This is a genomic window from Ruegeria sp. CG3 (genome assembly GCF_056537205.1).
Map to the genome: position 1 here is coordinate 76,829 of NZ_JBQFRC010000005.1, position 13,499 is coordinate 90,327.

Genomic DNA, 13,499 nt, shown 5'->3' on the forward strand with positions numbered 1-13,499 from the left:
TCCGTTTCCGTGTCCGGACAAAGCTTAGTGCGACAGCGCCGCAGTTCACATCGCCGACGGCGCGCAGCATCTCTGCGCAGTCGCACAGTGCCGCCCGGGATGTCTGTGCAACAAATCGCCCACAGGTCCGCGTCAACGGTCGGGCTTCACTGGATTTTTACGAAAATACCCCCACAATAGATAGCATAGCTTGGGGGGAATTTTGATGAGTACTTATGTTTCCAAGGAAATTAGCGCCGAATTGGATGCGGCCCGAATCGCATCGCTCAAGAAGTCCAGCCGCCTGCGGGTGGAAATGGGCGACAATACCTACAGAATCCTCAAATTGTGGAAGGATGGTTTCGCCGTCGAGGCCGAGACAACACCGCGTCTGCGTGGACTGGTCGATATTTTTGATGGCGCCAACCACCTGTATCAATGCCTGATCGTCGCTGACGAGGAAGACGGCGGCCAGATGCGATATGAGTTCAAGCGCAGCACCGTAGCGGCGGACAAGGCGCCACTGGATTTCTATCGCGCGCCGGATGCCCCAATCGCCCTTCTCGGCAAAGACGACTAGGGCAGACCGTCCGCGCGACCTTATTGAAGGTCAGAAAAAGCTAGTTTCAAACGGGCGCACGCGTCCTCGACCCGCGCCCGCTGAGTGGCGAGATTGAACCGTTCGAAGGTCTCGCCTCCCGTTCCAAAGCCCGGGCCGGATGACGTTGCGATCCGGGCATCATCGCGCAGACGGCGCACGAATTCGGCGTGATCCATGCCGGTGCCCGAGAAATCGACCCAGGCCAGGTAGGTTGCCTGCAAGGGCATCGACCACAGACCGGGGATTTCGGAGATCGCTGCATCGAATATCGCGCGGTTGCCCCGCAGGTGGTCGATCTGGGCATCCACCCATTGCGCACCCTCGGGCGTGTAGGCCGCGGTGATCATCGCCACGCCAAGTGCGCTGGGGTCATAGTCCAACGTGTTCAGCCGGTGACGCATCTGCGCCCGCAGCGTGTCGTCGGGAATGATCATATTGCCGGTGCGCTGGCCTGCGATATTGAAGGTCTTGGACGCCGCTGTCAGCGTCACCGTCCAGGGCCGCGCATCCGGCGCGGCCACGTCCATCGGCACGAATTTGTGCCCGGGATAGACCAGATCGTGATGGATCTCGTCCGAGATCAGGATCAGCCCGTTGCGTTCAGCAAAGGCCGCCACAGCGCGCAGCTCGTCCGGTGTCCAGACCCGCCCCGACGGGTTCTGCGGCGAACACCAGATTAACATCCGTTCGGACCCGTCCAGCCGCGACTGTGCGTCATCCAAGTCGATCTCATAGGTGTCGCCGGCCCGCACCAGGGGGCATTCCACTACCCGGCGGCCGGTTTTGTTCACCTTGTGTGCAAACTCGTGATAGACCGGCGTGAAGATCACAACCCCGTCCCCCGGCTCGGTCCAGACGTCGAGGCTCAGCGCGATGGCGTTGCCCAGACCTTGCGAGGTCAGGATCCAATCGGTGTCGATCGCCCAGTCGTGACGGTTCTGCATCCACCACCGCACCGCCTGCAGATAGGCCGGGTGCTGCCAGGAATAGCCGAACACCCCGTGATCGGCCGCGCGGCGCACCGCCTCGATCACGCAGGGCGCGGTGGCATAGTCGGAATCGGCGGTCCACATGGCCAGCCCGTCCTCGGGCGAGACGCCGAACAGCTGCTCCATCTTGTCCCATTTCGAGCTGAAGGTGCCCCGGCGGTCGATGAGGTCGTTGAAAGTCATGTCTGCTCCATTCGTTGGCCTGAAAGCTATCGGGAAATTCGCCCGGCGCAAGGGGGGCGTTGCGGCCACGCGCGCGATGACCTAAATCAGCCCCATGAAACGCAACATCCTGATCCATCCCGATCCCCGCCTGAAAAAGGTCTGTGCGCCCGTGGACGACCTGTCGGACGAGCTGCGCGCGCTGGCCGACGACATGCTGGAAACCATGTATGATGCGCCGGGCATCGGGCTGGCCGCGCCCCAGATCGGCGTGCTGGAACGGCTGATCGTTCTGGATTGCGTCAAAGAGGAAGGCGCCACCCCCCGCCCGCTGGTGATGTTCAACCCCGAGATCATCTCGGCCTCGGACGAAACCAGTGTCTACGAGGAAGGCTGCCTGTCGATCCCCGATCAGTTCGCCGAGGTCACCCGCCCGGCCGAGGTCGAGGTTGCCTGGATGGACAAGAACGGCAAGGCGCAGCGCGAAACCTTCGACGGGCTCTGGGCCACCTGCGTGCAGCACGAGATCGACCACCTGAACGGCAAGCTGTTCATCGACTATCTCAAGCCGCTGAAACGGCAGATGATCACGCGCAAGATGGTCAAGCTCAAGCGTGAGCTGGCCCGCGCATGACCGTCCGTCCCTGCCTGCCATGGCCCGACAAGCGCCTGCGTACCAAGGCCGAACCGGTGACTGAAATTACCGACGAGATCCGCGCCATCTGGGACGACATGATCGACACGATGGAGGCGATGCCCGGCGTCGGCCTGGCGGCGCCCCAGATCGGCGTGACGCTGCGGCTGGCGGTCGTGGACGGCTCGGCCGAGCGTGGCCGCGCGGTGCGCCTGGCCAACCCCGAAATCCTGCACAGCTCGATCGAACTGCGCGAGCATGACGAGGCCAGCCCGAACCTGCCGGGCGTGTCGGCCAAGATCAAACGTCCGCGTGCGGTGACGGTCCGGTTCCTCAATGAAAAAGGCGAGATCGACCGGCGCGATTTCGTCGGCATCGAAGCCACCAGCGTGCAGCACCAGATCGACCATCTGAACGGCCGGATGTATTTTGACCGTCTCAGCAAGGTCAAACGCGACATGCTGCTGCGCAAGGCGAAAAAGGCGGGGTAGGGCGGCATGCGCGTCATCTTCATGGGAACGCCCGAGTTTTCGGTGCCGGTGCTGGATGCGCTGGTGCAGGCCGGGCACGAGATCGCCGCCGTCTATTGCCAGCCCCCGCGCCCGGCCGGTCGCGGCAAGAAGGACCGGCCCACGCCGGTGCATGCCCGCGCCGAGGCGCTGGGCCTGCCGGTGCGCCATCCCACCTCGCTGAAATCGCCCGAGGAACAGGCCGCCTTTGCTGCGCTGAAGGCCGATGTGGCCGTGGTCGTGGCCTATGGGCTGATCCTGCCGCAGCCGATTCTGGACGCACCCCGGCATGGCTGCCTGAACATCCACGCCAGCCTGCTACCGCGCTGGCGCGGGGCCGCGCCGATCCACCGGGCGATCATGGCGGGCGATGCCGAGACCGGCGTCTGTATCATGCAGATGGAGGCCGGCCTGGACACCGGCCCCGTCCTGCTGCGTCAGGCCACCCCGATCGGACCCGAGGAAACCACCGCCCAGCTGCATGACCGCCTGTCGGCGATGGGCGCCGATCTGATCGTGCAGGCTCTGGACCGCCTGCCCGAGCTGACTCCCGAACCGCAGCCCGAGGTCGGCGTGACCTATGCCGCAAAAATCGACAAGGCCGAGGCCCGCGTGGACTGGTCGCGCCCAGCTGTCGAAGTCGATCGCCAGATCCGCGGCCTGTCGCCCTTTCCCGGCGCCTGGACTCAGATTGAGGGCGAGCGCGTCAAGCTGCTCGCCTCGCGCCTGTCGGACGGGCAGGGCATGCCGGGCGAGGTGCTGGACGACGCGCTGCGCGTGGCCTGCGGCACCGGCGCAGTCGAACTGCTGCGCTTGCAACGGGCGGGCAAGGCGGCGCAGGATAGGGAAACCTTCCTGCGGGGCTGGCCGATCCCGGCCGGAACCCGCCTCGGCTCGGAGACGTCCTGATGTTCATGGTGATGATGGGTACCGTCGTGATTGCCGGCATCGTCGGCTATCTGTCCGAGGTGACGGGATTTACCCACAACGGGTATCTGCAATCCATCATCATCTGCGTGGGCGGGGCGTTCCTGTTCTATTTCATCCGCATCATGTTCGGCATCAGCTTTGGACCGCCTGGGCTGGATGCGGTGATCTCGTCGGTGGGGGCCTTGATCATCGTGCCCACGCACTGGAGGAAATGAGATGCCCGTCCTTGCCTTGATCGTCATCGGCGCCGCGGCCGGATTTCTGGCCACCCGCCTGATGCGGATCGAGGCGGACATCCCCACCACCCTGCTGATCGGTATCGCCGGGGCCGTGGTGGGCGGGCTGATCATGCGCGCCTTGCTGACGGTCATGGGCTGGATGCCCGGATTCGTCGGCGCGGTGCTGGGCGCGCTGCTGCTGATCTGGATCTGGAAGACCTATTTCCGGCGTTGATGCGGCAGGCCGTAGGCCACGCTAGACAGTGCTTTGGCAATCAACTAGGCATCGGCAATGAAAAACTATTTTTTCCCACAAGCTTATAACAACGCATGGGCCAACCACCGAATTCTGGAGGCTTGCGCGCAATTGCCCCCCGAAGAACTGGCGAAGCACCGTACTGGTTTCTTCCCGTCCATCATCGAGACTCTCAATCACATTTATACGGTTGATCTTTTCTACGTCACCGCTCTGGAAGGCCGGCCAATGGGATTGGACGCCTTCGACCCGGAAACTCCCTATCCCGACTTGCCCGAGCTTTCGGCGCACCAACGCGCCATCGACCAACGTTTCGTGGATGTTTGCCGCGATGAGAAGGTTTTGGATGAAACTGCACGCGTCAGGATTCCACGTGGGGACGTAGTGCAAGTCGAGCGGTACGACCGCACGATCCTGCACTTGCTGCAGCACCAGATTCACCATCGGGGACAAGTGCATTCGATGCTTTCGGGCACGATGATCGCTCCGCCGCAACTGGATGAATTCTTCATGGAGTGGGAGGCTGACAGATCATTGCGGGCCGAAGATTTCACGTCTCTGAACCTGACCGAGGAAGAGGTCTGGCGCGGCCTCTAGCTCCGCGGCGGGCGTGCCTTGTAGACCGGCAACTGCCAGCCGAACAGCAGCGATCCGGCCCGCAATGCCCAGCAGGAGAGTGCGCACAGGCCCAGCGCCAGCAGCGTCTCCAGCCCCAGACGGGTGGCCAACACGGCCACAAGCGCCCCGGTGAAGGCGCATGAGACATAGAGCTCGCCCTGTTTCAGCACCAGCGGCACCTCGTTGCAGACCACGTCGCGCATCAGCCCGCCCAGGCAACCGGTGGTCACACCCATCAACACCACGATCACGCCCGACTGACCCAGCGCCAGCGCCGCGCCCGTTCCCGCGGCCACGGCGATCGACAGCGCGAAACTGTCCAGCCAGACCAACCAGTTGTAGCGGCTTTCGACCAGATGCGCGGTGAAGAACACGACCACCGCTGCTGCCACCGCGATCAGGATATAGTCAGGTTGGCCCACCCAGAATACGGGGTGCCGATCCAGCAGCAGATCACGCACCGTACCGCCGCCCACCGCCGTCAGACAGGCGATGAAGGCAAATCCCACAAGGTCCAACTGCGCCCGGCTGGCGACCAGCGCCCCGGTCAGCGCAAAGACCAGAACCGAGGCATAGTCCAGCAGGGCCAGACCGCTCATGTGCGGGCCTTTTTCGGCTTGAAAGGGGCCATGCCTGCGCGTGCCAACTCATCGGCGCGTTCGTTTTCGGGGTGGCCGGCATGGCCCTTGACCCATTCCCAGGTCACGTCATGGCGCTGTTGGGCTTCGTCCAGCCGCTGCCACAGGTCCACGTTCTTGACGGGCTTCTTGCTGGCGGTCTTCCAGCCGTTGCGCTTCCACCCGTGAATCCAGCCCGTCACCCCGTTTTTCACATAGGCGCTGTCGGTCACGATTGTGATCTTCGAGGGCCGCTCCAATGTTTCGAGCGCGCTGATCGCGGCCAGCAGCTCCATCCGGTTGTTGGTGGTCTCGGCCTCACCGCCGTTCAACTCGCGCTCTTTCAGGACGGTTTCTCCATCCATCGCTCGTAGCAGCACGCCCCAGCCCCCCGGGCCGGGATTGCCCGAACAGGCACCATCGGTATAGGCAAACAGATCAGGCATGGGCCAGCACCAGAATGAAACCGTCATAAGATCCGGACAGCCCCTTTCCCATACCGGTGGTGACACGGTGAATGACGAACCCGGCCTCGACCAACGCGGTCTCGATCTCGGGGCGCGTGAAATAGGTGTAGTAGCGGTCCAGTTCGTCGCGATGCTCTCCGGTGCCCAGTTTGAGGCCCAGAAAGAACACGCCGCCCGGCTTCAGGGCCCGGTGGATGGCGGCCAGGTGTCGCGGGAATTCGGCGCGCGGGGCGTGCAGCAGGGAAAAGCTGGCATAGACCCCATCGTATTCGGCCGTTTCGGTCACGTCGTCGAACGTGCCCAAATGCGCGTCCACGCCATTTGCGCGGGCGTGTTCGACAAAGGCAGGTGTGGCGTCCAGCGCCCGAACCCGCAGCCCCTGGCGCAGAAAGAAACCGCTGTCCGAACCCGGACCCGACCCCAGATCCAGCACCAGCCCGTCGCCGACCGCCTGCGCAAATGCTGCGCGAGCCTCGATCTGTTCGGGCGGCAGCGGCACTTTCAGATAGTCGTCCACACGGGTTGTGTAGGCGTCGATGGTTCGTTTGTCGCTCACAGGACTACTCCAACGGCCAGGCAAGTCAGCACTACGGAGCTCAGCAGCAGCCGCAGTTTCATCCACCAGCGCGGGGTCAGGCCCCAGGACCAGAACAGCGCGTCCAGCACCAGCAGCCCGGCAAAGCCGATCATCAGGTTGGTGCCCGCGTCGACCGGCCCGCCGCCGGTGGTGAAGAACGCCCACAGCGCCGGCAGTACCGACAACCCATAGCACAGCGCCGCCCGGCTGCCCGAGGTCTTCGTGGCAAAACCCCAAAGAACGCCGGACATGAAGCTGAGGATCACAGCGCCATAGAACAGCTGCACATAGGGCCCCACGAACCGGGGACCCAGCGCGCGGCTGCCCCAGTCGTTCAGGTCTCCGCTCAGGTAGGTCAGCGCGCCCCAGACGAAGGGGATCAGACCGGCCAGGCCCAGAACCAATGGTGCGCGGGGGATGCCGCTCATGCGGGCACGCGCAGAATGCGGGGCACCTTGAACTCGACATTCTCGGTGGCGGTTTCGACGGTTTCGACGGTCACGTCATAGCGGTCGCGGAAGGCGTCGATCACCTCGTTTACCAGAACTTCGGGGGCCGAGGCACCGGCGGTGATGGCGATGCTGGAAATCCCCTCGAGCGCGCGCCAGTCGATGTCTGTGGCCCGCTGCACCAGCTGGGCATAGGTGCAGCCCGCCTTGGACGCCACCTCGACCAGGCGGCGCGAATTCGATGAGTTGGGCGCACCTACCACCAGCAGCGCATCCGACCTGGGTGCGACGGTCTTCACCGCCTCCTGCCGGTTGGTGGTGGCATAGCAGATGTCTTCCTTGTGTGGGCCGACGATGGCCGGGAACCGGTCCTGCAGGGCGGCCACGATGTCGCGCGTGTCGTCCACCGACAGGGTGGTCTGGGTGACGAAGGCAAGTTTTTTGGGGTCGCGGACCTGCACCCCGGCCACATCGTCAACCGTTTCCACCAGCAGAACCTCGCCCTCGGGCAGCTGGCCCATGGTGCCGACGGTTTCGGGGTGGCCCTTGTGGCCGATCATGATCATCTGCAACCCGGCCTCGGCGTGGCGCTGGGCCTCGATATGGACCTTGGAGACCAGCGGACAGGTGGCGTCGACGTAGATCATCTCGCGCGCGGCTGCTGCGGCGGGCACCGATTTGGGTACGCCGTGGGCGGAAAAGATTACCGGCCGGTCATCGGGGCATTCGTCCAGCTCTTCGACAAAGACGGCACCCTTGGCGCGCAGCCCGTCCACGACAAACTTGTTGTGCACGATCTCGTGCCGGACATAGACCGGGGCGCCCCATTTCTGCAGGGCCATTTCCACGATCTTGATCGCGCGGTCCACGCCGGCGCAGAACCCGCGCGGGGCGGCCAGATACAGGGTCAGGGGGGGCTTGGTCATGCGTCTGTCTCCTTGAAAGGGACAGGTAAGGCTTTTCCACCTGTTGGTCCAGTCAGGACAGCCTTGTCATCATGCTGACATGAAGTCCTGTTAGCCAATAACCGTTTGAGCACGGGTTCTTGATTAAAGAAGCGCGGCCAGGACACGAAGTCCTGACCGCGCGATTTCTCCACATGTGTGAGTGGTGGATGGCGGAGTTCTTATTTTCCTGCGACGGCTACCGTACGCGGTTCATCGGACACGTCCCGCGGAGGGCGTCCGATCACGTCGCGCAGATCGTCAAGCTCGATGAAATTGTCGGCCTGACGACGCAGCTCGTCCGAAATCATCGGCGGCTGGCTACGGATGGTCGAAACCACCGAAACGCGCACGCCCTGACGTTGCAGGCTGGCAATCAGCGGGCGGAAATCCCCATCGCCCGAAAACAGCACGATATGATCCACGCGCGGCGCAAGCTCCATGGCATCGACAGTCAGTTCGATGTCCATGTTCCCCTTGACCTTACGGCGCCCCATGCTGTCGGTGTATTCCTTGGCCGGCTTGGTCACCATGGTGAAGCCATTGTAATGCAGCCAATCGACAAGCGGACGGATCGGTGAGTATTCGTCGTTTTCTAGCAGCGCTGTGTAGTAGAAGGCTCTGAGAAGCTTGCCTCGACGCATGAATTCCTGGCGAAGCAACTTGTAATCGATGTCAAACCCCAGTGCTTTTGCGGCGGCGTACAGATTCGAGCCGTCGATGAACAGCGCAAGCCGTTCGTCCTTGTAAAACATTAATTTGTCCTTCCGGTATCGCTCAACGCGCGGAGGTGTCTGTGAGTGAAAAAAATAAATTCGCGCATTGATGCCTTTAAAATAGGCTATTTGACCTGTATCGCAAGTATTCTCTGAACGGAATACGGGGATAAAAGTGGTCAAATCCATGTCAAAAGTGGTCGTGGCGTTGGGGGCAAATCTCACCTTGAGAGGAAACGGGCCCAAGGTGACACTCGCGCAGGCTCTCGAGGTCATGGAGGCCAAGGGGCTGGTGATTCGGGCCAAAAGCCGGCTTTTTTCGACCCCCTGCTTCCCTGCGGGCGCCGGCCCGGACTACGTGAACGCAGCCGCTGTGATCGAGACGGAACTGGATCCGCGCGGTGTTCTGGACCTGCTGCACGAGGTCGAGGCCGAGTTCGGCCGCGCCAGGGTTCAGCGTTGGGGTATGCGCACACTTGATCTTGATCTTGTCTGCTGGGACGACCGCGTTCTGCCGGACCTGGACGGATACCGCCGCTGGTTGGATTTGCCGATGGACCAGCAGGTGCGATCCGCGCCCGAACAACTGATAGTGCCGCACCCGCGCCTGCAGGACCGGGCATTCGTGCTGGTTCCAATGGCTGACGTCGCGCCCGATTGGCGCCATCCGGTGCTGGATTTGACCGTCCGGGAAATGATCGGACAGCTGCCTGCGGACGAGGTTACCGCCGTAACCCCCCTCTGAGCCGCCAATGCTGGGCATTTCCCGCTTGTCAAGGCAGAGAATCGCGCTTAGATAAACCCCTTCCTGACACGGATTCATTTGTGGAGAGCGCCTCATGGCCCGCGTGACGGTCGAAGACTGCGTAGACAAGGTACCGAACCGGTTCGAACTGGTGATGCTTGCCGCCCATCGTGCGCGCGAGATTTCCACTGGCGGATCGATCACCGTTGACCGCGACAACGACAAGAACCCCGTCGTGGCTCTGCGCGAGATTGCCGAAGAAACCCAGACGGCGGACGAGCTGCGTGAACGTCTGATCGAGGCCAATCAGACCCAGATCGAGGTCGACGAGCCCGAAGAAGATCAGATGGCGCTGTTGATGGGTGCAGAGTCGGACAAGCCGGCAGATGACGACATGTCCGAAGAGAAACTCCTGCGTGCCCTGATGGAGGCCCAGGGGCAGGGGTAAGCCCTGCAAGCGAAGGTGCGGACCGGATGATTTCTGTTGAAGACCTGATTGCGCTGGTCCGCAACTACAACCCCAAGACAAATGCCGATCGCATCGCCCGGGCCTATGAGTTCGGAATGCAGATGCATGAAGGGCAGTTCCGGCATTCGGGCGAGCCCTATTTTTCGCATCCTGTCGCAGTTGCCGCCATTCTGACCGAGCAGCGCTTGGACGATGCTACGATCATCACCGCGCTGCTGCACGACACGATCGAGGACACCAAGGCAAGCTATTCCAAGATCGCCGAGCTGTTCGGGGATGAGGTGGCGATGCTGGTCGACGGTGTCACCAAGCTGACCAACCTGCAGCTTTCCAGTCGCGAAACCAAGCAGGCCGAGAACTTCCGCAAACTGTTCATGGCCATGTCCAAGGACCTGCGGGTGATCCTGGTCAAGCTGGCCGACCGCCTGCACAATATGCGTACGATCAAGGCGATGCGTCCTGAAAAGCAGGTGCAGAAAGCGCGCGAAACGATGGACATCTACGCGCCGCTGGCCGGCCGGATGGGCATGCAGTGGATGCGCGAAGAGCTTGAGGACCTGGCGTTCCGCGTCCTCAATCCCGAAGGCCGCCAGTCGATCATCCGCCGCTTCATCACGCTGCAGCGCGAAACCGGCGACGTGATTCACCGGATCACCGGCGACATGCGGCACGAGCTTGAGAAAGCGGGGATCGAGGCCGAGGTGTTCGGTCGCGCCAAGAAACCCTACTCAATCTGGCGCAAGATGCAGGAGAAGGATCAGGGGTTCTCGCGCCTGTCCGACATCTATGGCTTCCGCATCATTACCCAGACCGAAGAAGACTGCTATCGCACCCTTGGGGCCATCCACCAGCGCTGGCGCGCTGTGCCGGGACGGTTCAAGGACTATATCAGTCAGCCGAAATCGAACGGCTACCGGTCGATCCACACGACGGTCTCGGGTCGTGACGGCAAGCGGGTCGAGGTGCAGATCCGTACCCGTCAGATGCATGACGTCGCCGAGACAGGTGTGGCCGCGCACTGGTCCTATCGTGACGGTGTGCGGACGGAAAACCCCTTTGCGGTCGATCCGGCCAAGTGGATCGCCAACCTGACCGAGCAGTTCGACACCGAGGAAGACCACGAAGATTTCCTCGAGGCGGTGAAGCTCGAGATGTATTCGGACCAGGTCTTCTGCTTCACCCCCAAAGGCGACGTGGTGAAATTGCCTCGTGGGGCGACCCCGATCGATTTTGCTTACGCCATTCACACGCGCATCGGCCATGCCTGTGTCGGGGCCAAGGTGGACGGTATTCGCGTGCCGCTGTGGACGCGGCTCAAGAATGGCCAATCGGTCGACATCATCACGGCTGACGGCCAGACTCCGCAGGTGACCTGGCTTGAGATTGCCGTGACCGGCAAGGCCCGCACCGCCATCCGGCGCGCGCTGCGCGAGGTTGATCGTGAACGGTTCATCAAACTGGGACGCGAACTGGTCCGCGCGGGGTTCGAGCATGTCGGCCGCAAGGCGACCGACAAGGCATTGGAAACCGCCGCCAAACACCTGCGCATCAAGAACAGCGATGAGTTGCTGGCACGCGTCGGCAGTGCCGAACTGACCGCCCACGATGTGGTGGCCGTGGTCTATCCCGACCTGACCCGCGACGAGGGCGAAGCAATCCCCTTGCGTCGCGCCGTGATCGGGCTTGAGCCGGGGCAGGGGTTTGAACGCGCGCCGTGCTGCCAGCCTTTGCCGGGCGAACGCATCGTGGGCATCACGTCTCGGGGCAAGGGAGTGGTGGTGCATTCCATCGATTGCGATCGCCTTGCCGAATTCGAGGATCAGCCGCAACGGTGGGTGAACCTTCACTGGCATACCGGCACGCATCCGGCCGCTTATGGCGCCACGTTGGAGCTGACCATCGGCAACGACGCCGGCGTGCTGGGACGTATTTGCACATTGATCGGCGAGAAAAAGGCCAATATCTCGAACTTGGAATTCGTGGACCGGAAGCCAGATTTCTATCGTCTGCTGATCAGTATCGAGGTGCGGGATCTTGAACAGCTGCATTCGCTGATGCTGATGCTCGAGGCGGAAAGTGACGTGGCTGCGGTCGAACGGTATCGGGACATGACAAGCGCTGCGGTCGCAGCTGGCTGAGAAGGGGTGATCAGGAGTGGTTTTCAAGCGCCGTGATCGCCGCTCGGTACTCCAGGTCCTGTCCGAGTTGGTCTATCCTCGCGGCGGTTGGACCCGCGCCTTCCACTATGTCAAACACCGCGTCCGCCGTTTGCCAGACTCGCCCGAGCGCATTGCCCGTGGGGTAGGGGCCGGGGTGTTCGCGTCCTTCACCCCTTTCTACGGCCTTCATTTTCTGGTTGCCGCGGTCTTGGCCCGGCTGCTGAACGGCAACATCCTTGCCGCGTTGAGCGGCACGTTCTTCGGCAACCCGCTGACCTACGTTCCGATCGGCGTGGTCTGCCTGCAAACTGGGCATTTCCTGCTGGGCACCGAATACGAAGAGGGCGACACCAAGGGGCTGATGGGCAAATTTGCCAGTGCGATGGGGGACCTCAAGGATAACTTCCTGGCGATGTTTTCCGATCGGGTCGCTGACTGGCACGGGCTGTCGCAATTTTATGACGACGTGTTCTTTCCCTACATGATCGGCGGCATCATTCCCGGCATCGTGGCCGGCGTGATCTGTACCTATATCAGCCTGCCGGTGATCCGAACCTATCAGATGCGCCGCCGCGCAAAGATCAAGGCGAAGTTCGAAGAAATCAAACGCTTGGCCGAAGCAAGCTCTGCCGTTCCCCGACCAAACCCGATAGGCTCGGGCGACGCGAACAAAAAGGATTCGAAGGATGTCTGACACCCCTCTGCGCCTGGGCGTGAATATCGACCATGTCGCCACCGTGCGCAACGCCCGTGGCGGCGCCTATCCCGACCCGCTTCGCGCCGCAAAGCTTGCCGAAGAGGCCGGGGCCGACGGGATCACCGCGCACCTGCGCGAAGACCGGCGGCATATCTCGGATGCCGATATCGACGGGCTGATGGAAGTTCTGTCGGTTCCGCTGAACTTTGAAATGGCGGCTACGGATGAGATGCAGAAGATCGCTCTGCGCCACAAGCCGCACGCGGTCTGCATCGTCCCCGAAAAGCGCGAGGAACGTACCACCGAAGGTGGCCTGGAAGTCGCGCGCGAGGAAAACCGTCTGGCGCATTTCATCGCGCCGCTTCGTGACGTCGGTTGCCGGGTGTCGATCTTCATCGCCGCAGACCCCAAGCAGATTGAGGCCGCCCACCGCATCGGCGCCGAAGTGATCGAGCTGCACACTGGTGCCTATTGCGACGCCCATGCCGAGGGTCGGGTGGACGACGCGGAACGCGAACTGGAGGCGCTGCGCAAGATGTCGGCCTTTGCCCATTCGCTGGGCCTCGAAGTGCATGCCGGCCATGGCCTGTCCTATGAAACGGTCCAGCCCGTTGCCGCCTTCCCCGAAGTGCGCGAGTTGAACATTGGCCATTTCCTGATCGGCGAGTCCATCTTCCGGGGTCTCACCCCAGCCATTCAGGAAATGCGCCGCCTGATGGATGAGGCGCGCCAATGATCCGCTGCCTTGAAGCCTCCTTCTTCT

19 protein-coding genes are annotated in these 13,499 nt (G+C 62.4%); 12 read left to right on the forward strand and 7 right to left on the reverse strand.

Annotated features, from left to right (window positions below; all coding sequences use genetic code 11):
* The first annotated feature begins 205 nt into the window (after positions 1 to 205).
* Entirely contained in the window at positions 206 to 559 is a 354-nt protein-coding gene (locus ACR0NB_RS17765) for a hypothetical protein (protein ID WP_093965240.1), read from the forward strand.
* Positions 560 to 579: 20 nt separating this feature from the next.
* Here ACR0NB_RS17765 and ACR0NB_RS17770 read toward each other — a convergent pair whose 3' ends face one another.
* Positions 580 to 1,752, reverse strand: a complete 1,173-nt coding sequence (locus ACR0NB_RS17770) for a MalY/PatB family protein (protein WP_170367941.1) — start codon at positions 1,750 to 1,752, stop codon at positions 580 to 582.
* Between the two features lie 94 nt (positions 1,753 to 1,846).
* Here ACR0NB_RS17770 and def (ACR0NB_RS17775) point away from each other — a divergent pair, with 94 nt between their 5' ends.
* Genes def (ACR0NB_RS17775) through ACR0NB_RS17800 form a run of 6 tightly spaced genes read left to right on the forward strand, consistent with a single transcriptional unit; the run spans position 1,847 to position 4,875 of the window.
* Positions 1,847 to 2,365, forward strand: a complete 519-nt coding sequence (gene def, locus ACR0NB_RS17775; RefSeq protein ID WP_170361514.1) for a peptide deformylase — start codon at positions 1,847 to 1,849, stop codon at positions 2,363 to 2,365.
* On the forward strand, positions 2,362 to 2,856 hold the full coding sequence (gene def, locus ACR0NB_RS17780; protein WP_170434842.1) for a peptide deformylase: 495 nt from the start codon (positions 2,362 to 2,364) through the stop codon (positions 2,854 to 2,856). Before def (ACR0NB_RS17775) ends, def (ACR0NB_RS17780) begins: the two co-directional genes overlap by 4 nt.
* A 6-nt stretch (positions 2,857 to 2,862) precedes the next feature.
* Positions 2,863 to 3,783 (forward strand): methionyl-tRNA formyltransferase, encoded by a 921-nt coding sequence (fmt, locus tag ACR0NB_RS17785; protein ID WP_170361518.1) that lies wholly within the window; start codon positions 2,863 to 2,865, stop codon positions 3,781 to 3,783.
* Positions 3,783 to 4,019, forward strand: coding sequence for a hypothetical protein (locus ACR0NB_RS17790; protein ID WP_005981317.1), 237 nt, complete (start codon positions 3,783 to 3,785; stop codon positions 4,017 to 4,019). The genes fmt and ACR0NB_RS17790 overlap by 1 nt, the downstream gene beginning before the upstream one ends.
* Position 4,020: 1 nt before the next feature.
* Positions 4,021 to 4,257 carry a GlsB/YeaQ/YmgE family stress response membrane protein gene (locus ACR0NB_RS17795; protein WP_149776373.1) on the forward strand — a complete coding sequence of 79 codons (237 nt, stop codon included), beginning with the start codon at positions 4,021 to 4,023 and terminating at the stop codon, positions 4,255 to 4,257.
* Positions 4,258 to 4,314: 57 nt separating this feature from the next.
* The gene (locus tag ACR0NB_RS17800) at positions 4,315 to 4,875 is read left to right on the forward strand and encodes a DinB family protein (protein WP_170407961.1); all 561 of its coding nucleotides are present in this window, start codon (positions 4,315 to 4,317) and stop codon (positions 4,873 to 4,875) included.
* On the opposite strand, the gene ACR0NB_RS17805 is transcribed toward ACR0NB_RS17800, so the two are convergent.
* From ACR0NB_RS17805 to ACR0NB_RS17830, 6 genes are all read right to left on the reverse strand, one after another.
* Entirely contained in the window at positions 4,872 to 5,495 is a 624-nt protein-coding gene (locus ACR0NB_RS17805) for a trimeric intracellular cation channel family protein (protein WP_170361522.1), read from the reverse strand. The two genes, ACR0NB_RS17800 and ACR0NB_RS17805, sit on opposite strands and share 4 nt — an antisense overlap.
* A complete protein-coding gene (gene rnhA, locus ACR0NB_RS17810) occupies positions 5,492 to 5,959 on the reverse strand; it encodes a ribonuclease HI (protein WP_170342684.1) in 468 nt (155 codons plus the stop codon). Before rnhA ends, ACR0NB_RS17805 begins: the two co-directional genes overlap by 4 nt.
* Positions 5,952 to 6,536 carry a class I SAM-dependent methyltransferase gene (locus ACR0NB_RS17815; protein ID WP_480434623.1) on the reverse strand — a complete coding sequence of 195 codons (585 nt, stop codon included), beginning with the start codon at positions 6,534 to 6,536 and terminating at the stop codon, positions 5,952 to 5,954. Before ACR0NB_RS17815 ends, rnhA begins: the two co-directional genes overlap by 8 nt.
* Entirely contained in the window at positions 6,533 to 6,985 is a 453-nt protein-coding gene (locus ACR0NB_RS17820; protein WP_480776414.1) for a DUF3429 domain-containing protein, read from the reverse strand. Before ACR0NB_RS17820 ends, ACR0NB_RS17815 begins: the two co-directional genes overlap by 4 nt.
* A complete protein-coding gene (gene ispH / locus ACR0NB_RS17825) occupies positions 6,982 to 7,932 on the reverse strand; it encodes a 4-hydroxy-3-methylbut-2-enyl diphosphate reductase (protein WP_170370050.1) in 951 nt (316 codons plus the stop codon). Before ispH ends, ACR0NB_RS17820 begins: the two co-directional genes overlap by 4 nt.
* Before the next feature lie 200 nt (positions 7,933 to 8,132).
* A complete protein-coding gene (locus ACR0NB_RS17830; RefSeq protein WP_093965260.1) occupies positions 8,133 to 8,705 on the reverse strand; it encodes a LabA-like NYN domain-containing protein in 573 nt (190 codons plus the stop codon).
* 136 nt (positions 8,706 to 8,841) lie between these two features.
* On the opposite strand from ACR0NB_RS17830, the gene folK reads away from it, so the two are divergent.
* The 5 genes from folK to ACR0NB_RS17855 all read left to right on the forward strand — a co-directional run bounded on the left by folK (position 8,842) and on the right by ACR0NB_RS17855 (position 13,472).
* Positions 8,842 to 9,411, forward strand: coding sequence for a 2-amino-4-hydroxy-6-hydroxymethyldihydropteridine diphosphokinase (gene folK, locus ACR0NB_RS17835; protein WP_437342857.1), 570 nt, complete (start codon positions 8,842 to 8,844; stop codon positions 9,409 to 9,411).
* 94 nt (positions 9,412 to 9,505) lie between these two features.
* Positions 9,506 to 9,859, forward strand: coding sequence for a DNA-directed RNA polymerase subunit omega (gene rpoZ, locus ACR0NB_RS17840; protein WP_170343419.1), 354 nt, complete (start codon positions 9,506 to 9,508; stop codon positions 9,857 to 9,859).
* Positions 9,860 to 9,885: 26 nt separating this feature from the next.
* Complete coding sequence (locus ACR0NB_RS17845; RefSeq protein ID WP_475142750.1) at positions 9,886 to 12,018, forward strand: RelA/SpoT family protein; 2,133 nt, start codon at positions 9,886 to 9,888, stop codon at positions 12,016 to 12,018.
* 16 nt (positions 12,019 to 12,034) lie between these two features.
* Complete coding sequence (locus ACR0NB_RS17850; RefSeq protein WP_170421750.1) at positions 12,035 to 12,733, forward strand: DUF2062 domain-containing protein; 699 nt, start codon at positions 12,035 to 12,037, stop codon at positions 12,731 to 12,733.
* Positions 12,726 to 13,472, forward strand: coding sequence for a pyridoxine 5'-phosphate synthase (locus tag ACR0NB_RS17855; protein ID WP_480776415.1), 747 nt, complete (start codon positions 12,726 to 12,728; stop codon positions 13,470 to 13,472). The genes ACR0NB_RS17850 and ACR0NB_RS17855 overlap by 8 nt, the downstream gene beginning before the upstream one ends.
* The last annotated feature ends 27 nt before the right edge of the window (positions 13,473 to 13,499 follow it).

Bases quoted from the DNA above. Each gene is read 5' to 3' on its own strand.
- ACR0NB_RS17855 (WP_480776415.1), top strand. From the start codon at position 12,726: ATGTCTGACACCCCTCTGCGCCTGGGCGTGAATATCGACCATGTCGCC.
- ispH (WP_170370050.1), bottom strand. From the start codon at position 7,932: ATGACCAAGCCCCCCCTGACCCTGTATCTGGCCGCCCCGCGCGGGTTC.
- ACR0NB_RS17820 (WP_480776414.1), bottom strand. From the start codon at position 6,985: ATGAGCGGCATCCCCCGCGCACCATTGGTTCTGGGCCTGGCCGGTCTG.
- rpoZ (WP_170343419.1), top strand. From the start codon at position 9,506: ATGGCCCGCGTGACGGTCGAAGACTGCGTAGACAAGGTACCGAACCGG.
- fmt (WP_170361518.1), top strand. From the start codon at position 2,863: ATGCGCGTCATCTTCATGGGAACGCCCGAGTTTTCGGTGCCGGTGCTG.
- def (WP_170361514.1), top strand. From the start codon at position 1,847: ATGAAACGCAACATCCTGATCCATCCCGATCCCCGCCTGAAAAAGGTC.
- rnhA (WP_170342684.1), bottom strand. From the start codon at position 5,959: ATGCCTGATCTGTTTGCCTATACCGATGGTGCCTGTTCGGGCAATCCC.
- ACR0NB_RS17770 (WP_170367941.1), bottom strand. From the start codon at position 1,752: ATGACTTTCAACGACCTCATCGACCGCCGGGGCACCTTCAGCTCGAAA.
- ACR0NB_RS17790 (WP_005981317.1), top strand. From the start codon at position 3,783: ATGTTCATGGTGATGATGGGTACCGTCGTGATTGCCGGCATCGTCGGC.
- ACR0NB_RS17830 (WP_093965260.1), bottom strand. From the start codon at position 8,705: ATGTTTTACAAGGACGAACGGCTTGCGCTGTTCATCGACGGCTCGAAT.
- ACR0NB_RS17845 (WP_475142750.1), top strand. From the start codon at position 9,886: ATGATTTCTGTTGAAGACCTGATTGCGCTGGTCCGCAACTACAACCCC.
- ACR0NB_RS17805 (WP_170361522.1), bottom strand. From the start codon at position 5,495: ATGAGCGGTCTGGCCCTGCTGGACTATGCCTCGGTTCTGGTCTTTGCG.
- ACR0NB_RS17765 (WP_093965240.1), top strand. From the start codon at position 206: ATGAGTACTTATGTTTCCAAGGAAATTAGCGCCGAATTGGATGCGGCC.
- def (WP_170434842.1), top strand. From the start codon at position 2,362: ATGACCGTCCGTCCCTGCCTGCCATGGCCCGACAAGCGCCTGCGTACC.
- ACR0NB_RS17795 (WP_149776373.1), top strand. From the start codon at position 4,021: ATGCCCGTCCTTGCCTTGATCGTCATCGGCGCCGCGGCCGGATTTCTG.
- ACR0NB_RS17800 (WP_170407961.1), top strand. From the start codon at position 4,315: ATGAAAAACTATTTTTTCCCACAAGCTTATAACAACGCATGGGCCAAC.